Raw genomic sequence first — 14,282 nt, 5'->3', positions numbered from 1 at the left:
CTGTTTAGGTTTATTTTGCGTAAATGTTGAAGTCGCCGACGCCCATGTTGCTGCCGTACGATGCCGTGATACGGATGTACTTCATCTTCTGCGAACCGTAGAGCGCGACGTAGGACGAGGGAACGTTTTTCACCAGACTGCCGTCGGCGCTGGTCGCCGTACCGAGTTCGGTGTAAACTTCGCCGTCGAGACTGTATTCGATGGTTATGGCGTTGGGCTGGTAGTTTTGGTAGGAAGCGTTGTCCGTACGGGCCGTGATGCGGAGCCCTGTCATCTCGTACTCTTTGTCGAAGGTTATCGTAAACATGATGGGGCTTCCCCACGGACGCATGAAGGTGTCCGTGCTGTCGTCGATTACCTCCGGCCAGCTTCCGCTGTGGTAATCGCCGCCGGTGATGCTCCAGCCCGAACGGTCGGCCACGAGCGCGCCCGTGATGTCGGCCACGGTGAAGTTCTTGCGGAAAAGCTCTTCCGCCGGGGTGATGACGAGGTAGACCACGCCGCGGCTGCTGCTGGTCACCGCGTCTTGCGCCGAGAGTTTCAGCGGCACGAGATAGCCTTTGGCATTGGTCAGGCCCGTCAGGTCGCCCGTGAGTGAGGCCTTGATTTGTCCGTCGGACTTGTTGTTGTTCGGGCCGATGGCGCAGGGGTTGTTCTCCAGCAGCAGATGCCCGTCGGGAAGTGCGGCGTAAGAGGTGCCGTTGGCCGAGTTGTAGGCTGCGATCAGCGAGTTGTCGGCCGTTGCCGATACCGAATATCCGCTTGCCGAGGATACCGTGCAGTAGACGTTGAACGCCGCGTTGAGTCCGTTGAACGAACCGCCCGGCGTGTGGGCTATGGCGCCCGTCAGCACGTTGTCGCTGCCGCACATGGCGTAGACCGTGGGTTCGTCGCTCTCGATCTCATAGATGTTGAATTCGCTGATGTACTTGCTCCAGCTGCTTGAGAAACTGATGGTCAGGCGCAGGTAGCGGGCTTCGAGGTAGTCGTAGAAGGCGATGTAGCGGTCGGAACCCGACGTCGCGTATTCGTTCGATGCGGGAGTGCCGGCCGTCAGGAAGGTCTGTCCGTCGGTGCTGTATTCGAACGAAACGGACGAGATGCCTGCACTGTTGAGGTCGATGCCGGTCACCATATGCGTCGATTTCATGTCGATGGTCACCACGTTGTCGTTCTGGTCGGTGAAGTTGGTCCGCGTCGAGGCGCTGCCGTCGAACAGGTTGGCGTAATCCGGGCAGTCGGCCGTCCATGCGGTGCGGCCTGCGGCGGGGAATCCGACCATGTCGTCTGCCGACGTGATGGGGCGGATCTTGTTCCGCTCGACCTTCACGGCCAGATAGACCACGCCGCGGCCGGCGCTGGTGCCTGCGCCCGAAGAGGAGAGTTTCAGCGGTGCGAGATAACCGTTTAGGTCGCTCAGTCGTGTCAGGTCGCCCTTGAGCGAAACCCTCACTTCGCCTTCGGATTTGTAAGCCCCGGCGGCGATCGTCAGCGTGCTGTTGTCCAGTTGCAGGTATTCGGCTGAAAGCGCCGCGTACGAAGTGTCGTGGGCCGTGTTGTAAGCGGCGACCAGCGAGTTGTCGGCTGCGACCGACACCGTGTAGCCGCTCGCCGAAGCTACCGTCGCATATGCGCTGAACGAAGCGTTCACGTCGCTGGTCGAACCGGTCTGCCGGTGCGTGATTTTACCCGTGATGAGGTTTTCCGTGCCGGTTACGGCATAGACGGTCGGATCTTCGCTGTCGATCTTGTAGATGTCGATTTCGGAAAGGGTTTTGCTCCAGCTGCTCGAAAAGCCGATGGTCAGCCGCAGGTAGCGGGCTTCGATATGTCCGTAGAATGCGGCGTACATTCGGGAGCCGCTCGTCACGTATTCGCCCGATACGGGAGTTCCGGCCTGCGAGAACGTCTCGCCGTCGGCGCTGTATTCGATCGACACCGAGGGCACGGAGCCGTATCCCAGACAGAGTCCGGTCACCAGTTGCGGCTCTTTCATGTCGATATTGAGCACGTTGCCGTACTGTTCCGGAAAATCGACCGACGTCGAAGTGCTGCCGTCGAACAGATTGGCGTAATTGCCGCAGTCGGCCGTCCACGCGCTGCGGCCCGTGGCGGTGAAGCCGACCATGTCGTCGGTGGATTCGATGGCGCGGATGAGGTTGATCTCGGTCGCTACGGCCACATAGACCGCTCCCATGACTTCGCTGGCGTCGATGCCCTCGGCCTTGATGCGCAGCGGCGCCAAGTAGTTGCGTTCGGTCAGCAGCGAGAGGTCGCCCGTGAGCGTCACCTTGACCGAGTCGGCCGATGCCGTCGCGTTTTCAGGCACGGTCAGCGTCGTGTTTTCGAGCGTCAGGTACTCGGCGGGCAGCGCCGCATACGAGGTCTTGTGCTCGGCATTGTAGCTCTCGACCAGCGAAGCGTCGTAGACGAAGGTCGCCTTGACGCCCGCATGGCGCGTGGTGTTGCAGCGGACGGGGAATTCGGTGAAGAATTCGCCGGTCGAGCCGGTGGGCTTGTGTACGACCCGGATCGTGTAGAGGTTTTCCGTGCCGGTCTGGACGTAAACCAGTCCCGGAGTGCCGTCGATGGTCTTGTCGAAGTCTTCGAACTCCTGACACGCCGTGAGCGACGAGAACGCCGCTGCGGCCGCGAGTATGTATTTCGTGATATTTTTCATGGTTCAGGTTCTGTTTCAGGTTATTTCGTTACGGCAGGGTTCTGCAGCTGAATCGCGCGGCGCAGGTGGCCGTAGGGTATCTCCTTGTCGGCGCCCGAATCGGAAGTGTGGTAGTCGCGCAGGCAGAAGAATGCGCCGAAACCGCCCTTGAAATGGCCTTCCGGGGCCTTGGCCGCCGCCTGCGCCTCCATGCCGCCGCCGGTCTGCCAATAGGCGCCGATGTTCTCCGTGAATACCTGCTTCTCATAGGGGAACGTCGAGGTGAAGGAGACGCTGCTGCTGCCGTAGTTCTGTTTCACATAGTAGTCGAGGTAAGGCTCCGTCTCTGCGGGCGGGGTGTGTCCGTCCACGATCAGCAGTTTTTCGGGGTTGGGCGACATCGGGCCGATGAACTGGCCGAGATACTGCACGAACAGGGTCATGCGATCGCCGTAGATTCCGTAGTTGCGTTCGTCCGAGGATTCCGGCTCGTAGTCGAGATCCAACCCGTCGATGCCGTACTCCCATACGTCTTTGAGCAGGTGGTTGCCGTAGAGCACGCACCAGTCGGGATAAACGCCGTCGGGGTCGATCGTGGTCGTCTGATTGACCATGTCTTCGTATGTGAGTCCGAAGTTGGCGAAGTTGTCGTTCTCCATGATTCGGATGATCGTGGGCATCACCAGCCGGGTGCCCTTCTTGTTGCGCATCTCCCACATCTCCTTGTAGGCCAGCGGATTCTTGACCGGATCGGGGTAGCCGCCCCAGAGCGAGCAGATGTCCACGCTGTCGGGAAGCCCCGCGAAGCGGTAAGCCATCGAGTAGCTCTGGTCGTAGTCCGAGAACCATACGAAGCAGAGCGAGCGTTCCTTGAAGGTATCCTTGTAGGCGCGCAGGTTGGCGTAATATTCTTCCGAGTATTTGTAAGCCGGCTGCAGGTTCAGCGGCTCGGCGTCCGTGTCGCATGCCGTAAATCCGGCGCATACCGCAAATATGACGGCAAGGGTCGTTATTGTCTTTTTCATGGTTGTTCAGGTTTTCGGTTTATAATCTCGGATTCTTGTCCCACCATACGCTCGTGCCGCCGTTGTCGCCCGTGGGGTTCGACGATTCGCTGTTGAGTGTGTGCGTGGCCGTTGCGACGGCTTCGGCGTTGGTGCTGTACTCCGTCGAGGGGTAGTTCAGGCGGCGGATCTGCTTGGAGGTGCTGATCTTGCCGCCACTGTTGTTGACGAGGACCGGCAGGATGCGCGGATAACCCGTGCGGCGGAACTCCGACCAAGCTTCCTGCCCTTCGGGGAACATGGCCAGATACTTCTGGGTGATGATCTGTTCGAGATGGGTCTCGAAGTTGCTGCCCGCTTTCCAGCAGATGGGAATCGAGGCGAGCGGGCTTTGATTCGAGTTGCCGCCGGTGACCATGTCGGTATAACTGCCGGGCGTCAGCTCCTTGTCGGCGATGTAGTCTTCGGCTCCGCTGGCGCCGAGCGTCGAGAACGAAGTGCGGATACCTTCGGCGTAATAGGTTGCCGCGTCCGACTCGGAACCCCAGCGCAACTCGTATTCGGCACGCAGGAACCATGCTTCGGCGGGCGTCATCCACATAATGTTGTCGTTGTTGGTGCAGTTTACGCGCGAAAGGTCTTCCGAATCGGCATAGGACGAAGTCGGCGTGATGCCGGTGCGTACGCCGTGGTACTCACCCTTGGCCGTCGCCACGAAGTACTTGCCGCGGCGCGGGTCCTGATAGCCGTTCATGTAGGCTTCGATCGTGGCGCCGATGCGCGAGTCGTCGAAATTGTACTGGATCATGTAAAGCGGGTATTCCCACGAACCGGTGGCGGGTTTGTGCAGCTCCGCGAGGTCGGCGGCGCCGGTCATCAGGCCGACCGGATTGCCGATGGCGGCCGCAGCCTGCTCTTGGGCCAGCGCCGCGTCGGCATAGACCACGCGCATGGCCAGACGCAGGCGCAGCGTATTGGCGAATTTGATCCAGCCGCTCACGTTGCCCGAAAAGACGTTGTCGTAAGCCTCCAGCAGTTTGGTGCCGGGTTGTGCCTCGTAAAACGCGGTCAGTGTCGTGATGGCGGCGTCCAGCTCCTCGAAGAAGCGTTTGTAAACCGCCTGCTGCGGATCGTAGGCCTTGTTGATGTCCCCGCTGCTGATGTTGAGGTAGGGGATGGGGCCGTAGGTATCGGTTACGCGGTGCATCGCGGCGACCTTCACGATGTCGGCGAGGGCGACCACTTCGGGGAATTCGCCGCGCTGGGGATCGAGCTGGTTCCATGCGCTGATGACGCGGGTGTAGGCGTCGTTGAACATGGCGTTGTACCAGTCCTTGCCCGTGACGTTGTAGAGGTTGTTGCCCGTGAAGCTGGTGTTGATGACTCCGGTGTAGCCGGCGAAGATGTTGCCCGCGAGGTCCTCGATGACCTGATAGTTGGCGCTGCCGTACTCCTTGTCGCCGACCAGCTGGAAGGAGGGGATGACGTTCTTGGTCATCTGCGCGAAGGCCGAACCCGTTGAGAGGTTGTCCCACGACAGCATCTCGTCGGTCGCTTGGTCGGGGTTGGTGTTTTTATTCAGAAAATCGCCCGTGCAGGCCGCGGTCGCCATAAGACCGGCCAGCGTCAGGAGTTTTATGCCGTTAGCTTTTTTCATAAGACTGTAATGTTGAAGTTAGAAGGTCACTTTTACCGAGAATCCGAGGTTGCGCGTACTCGGCTGCATGAAGTAGTCGATGCCGGAGGAGAAGGTGCCCGTACCGGCGACCGTTTCGGGATCGAACGGCGCTTTGCAGTAGAGCATCCAGAGGTTGCGGCCGATGAACGAGACGTTGAGTCCCTTGATCCACTTGCACCACTTCTGGACGGGGATGTCGTAGCCGAGGGTCAGCTCGCCCAGCCGGACGTTGGTCATCGAGTAGACATAGCAGGCGCCGATGGCGTCGGCACCGTTGCCGCCGATGGTCTGGTAGTAGTTTTCGGCCGGAATGCGCTGGCCGTTTACGAGCGCGCCGCCGTTCAGACGGTCGGTGGCCGTGCGTTCCGAGACGCCGAAGTAGTCCATCGCGGCCTGCGTGAGCGATACGCCTACGCCGCCTACGCGGGCGTTGAACATGAAGCCCAGCGAGAGACCTTTCCAGTTGAATTCGTTGCGCCACGAAAGCGTGTAGCTCGGATTGCTGTTGCCGGCGTATATCCATGTGTCCTTGGCCGGGGCGACGTTGCTGCCGGTGGGCGATACCCAGATTGCGCCGTGCTCGTCGGTCTTGAGCGTATTGACGTAGATGTCGCCGATCTGGCCGCCTTCGCGCAGCACCATCTTGACGCCCGTCGTACCGCCCATGACCATCGAATCCTGCGAAATCACCGTGCCGTTCGACAGTTTGTAGGAGTCGAGCATGTCGACCACCTTGTTGCGGTTGCGCGAGTAGACGAGGTTCGAAGACCACTTCACGGGACCGAGGTTCTGGTTCAGCTCGGCCGACACCTCGACGCCCTTGTTGTCCACGCGGCCGGCGTTGACGTAGAGGCTGCTGTAGGTCGATGTCGATGAGATGTCGGGGTTGAAAACCTGATTGTAGGTGCGCGAACTGTAGTAGGTTGCGTTGAGTATGAGCTTGTTGCCCCACAGACGGACGTCGGCGCCGACCTCCCACGATTTGGTGCGTTCGGGTTTGAAGTCGTCCGAGGTGAGGTAGGTCGATGTCTGCGGCGTGCCGTCCGATACGGGGTAGGTCGGAATGGTGATCCAGCGCATCGGGGCGTTGCCCACTTCGGCGTACGATGCGCGGATCTTGGCGAACGACAGTACGCGCGAATCGACCTTGAAGATGTCGGTCAGCACGGCCGAAAGACCTACCGACGGGTAGAACATCGACGTCTTGGAGGTATTGGCCAGCGCCGTCACCCAGTCGTTGCGCGCCGTCACGTCGAGGAATACCATATTCTTATAACCCAGCTGCAGTGTGGCGAAAAGCGACTGCGTCTGGTCGTTGATGGTCTCCTTCGCCTGACTCTTGTTGGTGGTCATGTTGGCCAGCGTGAAGAGGTTGGGCACGCCCGTCAGGTCGCCGCCGAGCAGTATCGCGCGGTGCTTGTAGTCCTCGATCGAGGCGCCGAGGGTGGCGTTGAGCGAGAACGCTCCGTCGGCGAAGGTCTTGTGGACGTTGGCCAGCACGTCGGCGTAACGTTGCGAGGTGGTGTAGGTGTTGTTGTAATAGCGGCCCTTGTCGCCGGCGAAGAGTCCCAGCGTCGAAGCGTAGTTCTTCTGCTCGGCCGTGATGTGCGTGTAGTCGATGCGGGCGCGTCCCGTGATGTCGAGCCAGTCGGTCACGTCGTATTTGAGCGAGGCGCCGAACAGGAAACGGTCCTTGCCCGTGTTGAACATGTTGCGGTTGGTGATCCAGTAGGGGTTCTGCATCTGCAGGCTCTGCGATCCCCACGGCCAGTACTGCACCGGGAAGTTGCGCGAAGCGTTGTAACGCTCGTAGACGGCGTATTTGCGGATGTCGTCGCTCGGCGACATGAGGTAAACCGGTATCATCGGGTTGTAGTACTGGCCCGACGAGAGCATGTTCTGCTCATTGACGTTCATGTACATGCCCAGCACGCTCAGGTGCATGCGCTCGTCGAGGAACGACGAGCTGTGGTTGGCCGTGAAGTTGTAACGGTTGTATTCGTTGTTCGGAATGATGCCCTCGGCCGTCACCACGCCCGCCGAAACATAGGTCTGGCTCTTCTTACCGCCGAAGGAGAGTCCCACCGAGTTCGAAGTGTTGTATCCCGTCTGGTAGAAGTCGGTCGGCGTCCACGACTGCTTGGTGACGAGCTTCGAACCCCACGAAGCGTAATAACCGTCCTTGGCTCCGTAGGTGTTCTGGAAGGCCGGGGTTAGGAACGGCGACATGAAGGTCGTGTTGTTGCTGTAATTGACCGAGACGCCCTCTTCTCCGCTGCGTGTGGTGAGCATCAGCACGCCGTTGGCAGCCTGCGAACCGTAAAGCGCGGCGGCCGAAGGGCCGGTCAGCGCGGCCATCGACGCGATGTCGTCGGGATTGAAGTTGGAGATGCCGTCGCCCGTGAGGTTGTTCTCGCGCATGATGGTGAACTCGTCGCCGGGGTTGGTCAGCGAGAGCGACGGCAGCGGAATGCCGTCGAGCACGTAAAGGGCGTTGTTGCTGCCGGCGATGGATTTCGAACCGCGCATCACGACCTTCGTTTCGCCGCCGACGCCTGCGGCGCTGGCGTTGATGGTTACACCGGCGATCTTGCCCGCGAGGCTGTTGACCATATTGGCGTCGCGCGTCAGGAATACTTCGTCCGATATGTTCTGCACGTTGTAGGATACGGCGCGCTCCTGCCGTTTGATGCCCAGCGCCGTCACCACGACCGCTTCGATCTGCTGGTCGTCCTCTTCGAGCGTGACGGAGAGCGACGTGCGGTTGTTCACGGAGATGCGCTGCGGCTTGTAGCCGATGAATGAAACGTCGAGGACCATGCCGGCCGGCGAGACGTTGGACTGGAGTGCGAACGTTCCGTCGACGCCGGAGGTCGTACCCTGCGTGGTGCCCGAAATCATGATCGTGGCGCCGATGACGGGCACGCCGTTCTTATCGACGATCCTGCCGGTGATCTGGCTGGCCTGCTGTGGCTGCGCGCCCCCGCGGGCCGAGAGGATGATGCTCTTGTTGTCGATCGAATAGCTGACGTTGGTGTTGCGGAACAGTTCGTCGAGTGCGGCGCGGATGTCCTTGTTCGCGACCGAAAGGGTGACGTTCCGGTCAAGCGGAATATCCTTGGTGTTGTAGAAGAAGGTGTAGCCGCTCTGCTCCTCGATCTGCTGCATCACCGTCGAAACGGGGGTGTTCGAAGCCTTGAGCGTGATGTTTTTTACCTGAGCCTGTACGGGGACGGCGGCGATTGCGAACGCCATGCACAACGCCAGTGCATACGACCGGACCGAGCGGCTGACTCCGGCTGCCGGGGTACGGTGTAAATTTCCCCCCCCCATAATTTGGGTGGAAAAGATTTTTTTCATAAGTTTGTAAGAATTGAGTTTTAGGTTAGTCCGGCCGTTTCATGCGGCCGGGTGATCTTAACGATTCGGCATACGGGAGGACGTGCAGGTCTTTCCGTATGTTTTTTTGTGTCAGGTCGGTGTCATGGTGTCATTCGGTTTTTTGGTTTATGGTTGTAGGCAAATCGGTTCGTGCGGTTTTTCAGTAGACTTCGAATACGGCCCGGCCCGCCGAGGCTTTGTCGCCGGCCGTCTGGTCGATCCGTCGGAATTTGATCTTCGACGAAATGGAGAAGTGTTTGAGGATCAGGTCGAGACTCTGGTTCGAGAACGTACCCGTGAAGGTGTTTCCGAGCAGTTCGTCGTTGCGGATGTTGAACGAGACGTTGTATTTGTTGCCGATCATGCGCAGGGCGTCCTTGAGTGGGGTGTTGCTGAGGACGATCTTGCCCTCTTTCCACGAGGTGTTGCACGGAATGTTGGCCGTGTTGAGGTAGATTACCCCCGTGCGGGCGTTGTAGGTTATCTGCTGGTCGGGCATCATCTGCACCAATTGGCTGCGGTGGTTGGCATCGTCGTACTTCATGCCGATGCGCCCCGACACGAGCGTCGCGCGGATGTATTCGTCGTCATAGGCTTCCACGTTGAACTCCGTGCCGTAAACCTCTATCTCGGTCGATTGCGCTTCGACCACGAATTTGCGTTCGGGGTCTTTGGTCACGTCGAAGTAGCCTTCGCCGTAGAGCACCACGCGGCGCTCCTTGCCGGTGAATTTGGCGGGGTAGCGCAGGTAGGAGTTGGAGTTGAGCCATACGCGCGTGTCGTCGGGAAGGGTGACGGAGCTGACCATACCCGTTGTGGAGCGGATTTCGACCATGCTGTTGTATTTGTATCCCACCTGCATCAGCAGATAGGCCGACAGGCCGACCAAGGGCAGCAGCATGACGGCGGCCGCGCGCTCGACCTGCCGGAGTGTCCGGCGCCATTTTTCGGCCCGGATGCGGCCTTTGACCTTCCGCAGTGCGCCGGCGGTGTCGAGGGCGGCTTTCGCCTCCTGCGTTTCGGCGGCGAAACAGATGTAATAGACTTGTTCGGCGATTTTGCGGTTCTCCTCGCTGGCGGCGATCCACGCCGCGACGCGGGCCGTCTGGTCGAACGGCAGTTCATCGTTGTAATATCTGACAAGGAGTTTTTCTATGTTCGGGGTGTTCATGTTTTTTCTGCTTTTTATATTACAGACTATTCAAAAACAAAAGTTCCTAAACGAAAACCACAAAATTTCAATTTTTTTTATTCCGGGGAATCTAAATCCGAATTTTTATTAATTTCGCATCATGCCCGAACGGAAAAAGATATCCGACACCTGCTTGCTGAACCGGTTGGTCGACGGTGAGATGAAGGCGTATGAAGAGATTTTCGTACGTTATTATCCGACGCTCTGCACCTATGCCCGCATGTATGTCAAGCGGGAGGAGACCGCCGAGAATATCGTGCAGGACCTGATGCTGTGGCTGTGGGAAAACCGCACGGTATTGTGTATCAGCACTTCGCTCCCAAAATATCTGTTCGGCGCCGTGCGCAATAACTGCCTGACCTATCTGGGGCACGAGTCCATCGAGCGGCGCGTGCTGGGCAATATCCGCAATAAGATGTGCGAGCAGTTCGAAGTCCCCGACTTCGACGTCGTCGAGGAACTGCGCGAAAATATCCGGGCGGCCGTGGCCGATCTCCCGGCCTCCTACCGTGAAGCGTTCGAAATGAGCCGTTTCCAGCGCAAAACCTATGAAGAAATCGCCGCCGTGCTGGAAGTTTCGCCCAAAACGGTGGATTACCGCATCCAGCAGTGTCTGAAAATCCTTCGTGTCAAACTCAAGGATTACCTGCCTTTGCTGACGATGCTGCTGGTCGTGAACGAATAGGCGGTTTTACGGTCTCACCTTGGCTGAAAAAAACTTGTCGGACTATTTCGATCTCACCCGGCGCGATCAATTCGGACCGGATGCTTGTGTCTGACGCGGAAAATTGCTAATTTTGAAGATTGGAGCGCAAAACGGCTCCCGGCTGTTTTTATGATTAGAACTTTTCTGCTGATTGCTTGTCTATTGACCTCCGTTGCCTGCAGGCAGCGGGGTGGAACTCCGGCCGATGCCAATATCGTTGCCAATGCCGGAAATCACTCCGCGGAGACGATCCGGCCCGATACGGTGGCACGTCCGCCTTTGGCGTTCGGCCATGAAACGTGGGATTTCGGGACGATTCCCGAAACGGGCGGTCCTGTCGTGCATGTGTTCCGCTTCACGAACAGCGGTACGAAACCCGTCGTCGTCGAGCGTGTCGGCGTGACCTGCGGATGTATGAAACCGACCTTTTCGCAGGCGCCGGTCCTTCCCGGCGGCAGCGGCGAAATCGGGATAGCTTACGATCCGGCGGACCGTCCGGGAGCTTTCGACAAGGCGGTATACGTCTATACCGACGGCAGCCGCATGATGCCGCTCCGTATCCGCGGCAGTGTGGCGGCGCGTCCCGAAACGGCTGCCGACCGCTTTCCCGTGGAGTTTGGCGGCGGAATCCGCCTTAGCGTTAAGGAGGTCAACTTCCGCATGGTGGAGCAGCGGCATGACCGGCGTCTGACGTTGCGCTGTCTCAATACGTCACCGTACGAGGTGCGGCTGAGGGCGGAATTCGCTGAACCGCTTCCCTTTCTGCGGGCCGAAGCTCCTGCCGTACTGGCGCCCGGTGCGGAGGGAGAGATCGCTTTCATCTGTGACTTGTCCGCTGCCGAGGTGTGGGGAACGTTCGTTGATTCGTGTTATCTGACCGTTTCCGGACGGCGGCTCGAAGGGGCGGTCGTGGTGCGCGGAACCGGTATCGGTGACTTGGCCGAATTGCGCGAAATGCCGCGCGGGAAACGTCCGCAGGCGGAAATTGCCGAATCGTTGCTGGATTTCGGAACGTGCGCCGCCGACGGCACGGCCGAGTGCCGGTTTACGTTGGAAAACAAGGGCGGTTCGCCGCTTAGGATCTATGCGGTGAAATATCCCGAAGGGGTGACGGGGCAGATTGCGGCGGGCGAAGAGATTGCGGCGGGCCGGGCGAAAACGTTCGTATTGCGCGTGGACGGCCGCACGGCCGGGAGCGGGAATTACTTCGTGCATGTCGAACTGCTGGTGAGCGATGCGCTCAGTCCGTTGTGCGACCTCCGGGTGCGCGGCCGCTTCGAGTAATCCGAAGCCGGAAATCGGAAAAATAAACAAGCTGCCCGAAAAGGCAGCTTGTTTGTTGTTCGTATTACGTCGGTCGTCATTCGGGACAGCGGACGTTGTCCACCCATTTCATGGCCGAGCTGGAGTAGGTTGCCTTGTATCCGTGTCCGGTCAGGTCGTCTTCCACCTTTTTGCCGTCGGCTTTTTCGTTGAAGCGCCAGTATGCCAGCAGGCCGTCCGTCGCCGGGTCTACATAGCACATGTTGTTCTTCAGGTCGTTGCCGTTGAGAGCCTTGGCCCATACGCGGGCTTCGCTGATGTAACCCTTCAGCTGGCGGCCGTCGTTGCACGAATTGGCGATGCGGAACGAGTCGTCCTGATATACCTGCGTGAGGTCCAGCGAAGTCTTGTTGGTGTCGGCCGAGCAGGCGAGTACGCCGTCGATGTAGATGCTCACCTTCTTGTTCGGACCGTCGAATACGGCCGCCACATGCGTCCACTTGTTGAGGCTCACGGCGATTCCGCCCGTAGGAACCATCAGTGTGCCGCCCCATCCGGAGAGCTGCAGCTGACCTTTGAAGTCGTCCTGTACGAAACGCAGGCAGAAGTTCTCTTCGAGGCCCATCACCGTATTGCACCAGCCGCCCCAGCGCTGCAGGTTGATGCGGGCTTCGTAAGTGACTTCGCCCAAGTTGTAGATGTCGTATTTGTCCTGCTCGCCCTCGGCGAAATCGACCTTGAAATAGGTGCTGCCCGAACAGTCGGCAGCCGGGCCGATGATGATACGGCCGATTTCGACGAATACCGTCCGGAATCCCTCCTTGACTTTCAGATCGCCGTCCACGCTTTCGATACTCAGCGGAATGACATAGCTGACGCCCTCCTTAAGCCCTTCGTCTTTGGTTACGCTCACTACGAGCGGTTCGGCTGCGGAAAACGAACCTGCTGGAATGGTCAGTTCGGTGTTCTTGAGCACGAAGTTCGTTTCGGGGAGCATTACGCCCTTCTTACCGTACTGTGTGTTGTACTCTTCGATTTTCGAAGGGTCGGTTACGAGCCGGACTTTGGTGTCGTGTCCGACGACGATCGACGACGAGACCTTTACGCTCAGCTCTTTGGGAAACTGGTCGTCGAGTGTGAGCGACAGGGTGGGGACTTCGCCTTCGGCTCCGGCGATGTAGACCACATCGTCGTAAACCGGAGCTTTCTGGCAGCCTGAGACCGCCAATGCGATCAGTGCGAATAAACTATATTTCAGTTTCATGGCAATTTCTTTTTTTGTCCGTTAAACGATTACTTCCGGGCGGGATTCTGAATCTGTATCGCCTCGATCAGGAACTTGTAAGGTTCGGGATTGCGGTATTCGTACTCCATATGATAGGTTCCGCAGCCGCCTTTCATCACCTTTTCTCCGTCTATGATCGGCTGCCACTGCGCCATGCCGGCCACCGATTTCATCGACTCGCCGTCGCGGGTCGTGTAGTTGGCACCGCCGTTGGTGCGGTAGGTGATGTTCTCGAAATTCTCGGTAACGATAAACCTGCGGGCAACGTCCTTGAACGGAACCTCCGAGAAGTAGTTGGCACAGCTCTGCAGACGTCCGTCGAGGTTCGAATCGCCGCTGCATCCGTACGCCTGCGAGATGAAGTAGTCGAAACACTTGCCGAATTCGCGGGGCATGTTGGCGTTCAGCTCGCCGTCGATGGCCAGTATGCGTCCCGTGCCCGAAGTGCGGCCGAAATAGGTGACTACGACATCCATGAAGACTTTGTAGCGGTTGGGGAAGCCCGATATGCCGTAGGGTTTCTTGCCGGTGCCGATGTTCGGCTCGTTGTCGATATCAAGTCCGTCGTATCCGTTGTCGATGATGCGTTGGCAGAAAGCATGCGCAAAACGCTGGATAGCCGCGATATTGCCTTCCGTGAGGTTGTCGTTGCCGTATGAGCGGTAGGGACCTTCCCAGCCCCAGTAGGCCAGCATCTCCTCTTCGGTGGCCGCCGTCGCGCCGTCGGGCGCCACGCCCATTTCGAATCCGTCGAAAAGCGAAGTGGCGATCACTTTCAGACCGCGCTTGTGCTGGGAATCCTCCATATCCTTACGCTGGGCTTCGGTGATTGTCTGCCAGCCGCCCCACAGACCGACCATGTCGATGCTGTCGGGGAGGGATTTCATGTAGTTGGACGCCGAGGCTCCCGTGGCGCTCCAGTTTCCGAACCAGCCGAAGACGATTTCATGGTCGCTGTTCTTATAGTCGCGCAGATCGGCGTAGTACTGATCCGACTTGGGGTAGGGCTTGACAATCTCCAGTTTTTCGGGATCGGTCTCACACGAGAACAACAGGGTGCCTGCCAATGCGATACATCCTAATTTTATGAGTTTGTTCATGGTTTTCAGACTTT

Annotated in this window: 9 protein-coding genes; 2 read left to right on the top strand and 7 right to left on the bottom strand. The window is 58.7% G+C overall.

The annotated features are described in order from the left end of the window. Positions 1-10: 10 nt before the first annotated feature. The 5 genes from HMPREF9720_RS05670 to HMPREF9720_RS05650 all read right to left on the bottom strand — a co-directional run bounded on the left by HMPREF9720_RS05670 (position 11) and on the right by HMPREF9720_RS05650 (position 9,893). Positions 11-2,680 carry a BT_3987 domain-containing protein gene (locus tag HMPREF9720_RS05670; protein WP_009597285.1) on the bottom strand — a complete coding sequence of 890 codons (2,670 nt, stop codon included), beginning with the start codon at positions 2,678-2,680 and terminating at the stop codon, positions 11-13. Positions 2,681-2,700: 20 nt separating this feature from the next. Continuing rightward, positions 2,701-3,684: a glycoside hydrolase family 18 gene (locus tag HMPREF9720_RS05665; protein ID WP_009597267.1), complete on the bottom strand. Its 984-nt coding sequence runs from the start codon at positions 3,682-3,684 to the stop codon at positions 2,701-2,703. 19 nt (positions 3,685-3,703) lie between these two features. Beyond that, positions 3,704-5,320, bottom strand: coding sequence for a SusD/RagB family nutrient-binding outer membrane lipoprotein (locus tag HMPREF9720_RS05660; protein ID WP_009597263.1), 1,617 nt, complete (start codon positions 5,318-5,320; stop codon positions 3,704-3,706). Between the two features lie 18 nt (positions 5,321-5,338). Further along, complete coding sequence (locus HMPREF9720_RS05655) at positions 5,339-8,701, bottom strand: SusC/RagA family TonB-linked outer membrane protein (RefSeq protein ID WP_139022466.1); 3,363 nt, start codon at positions 8,699-8,701, stop codon at positions 5,339-5,341. Between the two features lie 181 nt (positions 8,702-8,882). Then, positions 8,883-9,893, bottom strand: a complete 1,011-nt coding sequence (locus tag HMPREF9720_RS05650) for a FecR domain-containing protein (protein WP_009597271.1) — start codon at positions 9,891-9,893, stop codon at positions 8,883-8,885. Positions 9,894-10,014: 121 nt separating this feature from the next. On the opposite strand from HMPREF9720_RS05650, the gene HMPREF9720_RS05645 reads away from it, so the two are divergent. Both HMPREF9720_RS05645 and HMPREF9720_RS05640 read left to right on the top strand, forming a co-directional pair. Beyond that, complete coding sequence (locus HMPREF9720_RS05645) at positions 10,015-10,599, top strand: RNA polymerase sigma-70 factor (RefSeq protein ID WP_009597302.1); 585 nt, start codon at positions 10,015-10,017, stop codon at positions 10,597-10,599. A gap of 150 nt (positions 10,600-10,749) precedes the next feature. Next, positions 10,750-11,904 carry a DUF1573 domain-containing protein gene (locus HMPREF9720_RS05640; RefSeq protein WP_014774324.1) on the top strand — a complete coding sequence of 385 codons (1,155 nt, stop codon included), beginning with the start codon at positions 10,750-10,752 and terminating at the stop codon, positions 11,902-11,904. A gap of 76 nt (positions 11,905-11,980) precedes the next feature. Here the strand turns inward: HMPREF9720_RS05640 and HMPREF9720_RS05635 are convergent, their stop codons facing one another. Together HMPREF9720_RS05635 and HMPREF9720_RS05630 are read right to left on the bottom strand one after the other, a co-directional pair. Beyond that, a complete protein-coding gene (locus tag HMPREF9720_RS05635) occupies positions 11,981-13,147 on the bottom strand; it encodes a DUF1735 and LamG domain-containing protein (RefSeq protein ID WP_009597286.1) in 1,167 nt (388 codons plus the stop codon). 29 nt (positions 13,148-13,176) lie between these two features. Beyond that, positions 13,177-14,268, bottom strand: coding sequence for a glycoside hydrolase family 18 (locus tag HMPREF9720_RS05630; RefSeq protein ID WP_009597289.1), 1,092 nt, complete (start codon positions 14,266-14,268; stop codon positions 13,177-13,179). Between the last annotated feature and the right edge of the window lie 14 nt (positions 14,269-14,282).

This window comes from Alistipes sp. HGB5 (assembly GCF_000183485.2).
GTDB classification, from domain to species: domain Bacteria; phylum Bacteroidota; class Bacteroidia; order Bacteroidales; family Rikenellaceae; genus Alistipes; species Alistipes finegoldii.
The sequence above is the reverse complement of the archived record's forward strand: the minus strand, read 5'-3'. Positions and strand labels throughout refer to the sequence as shown.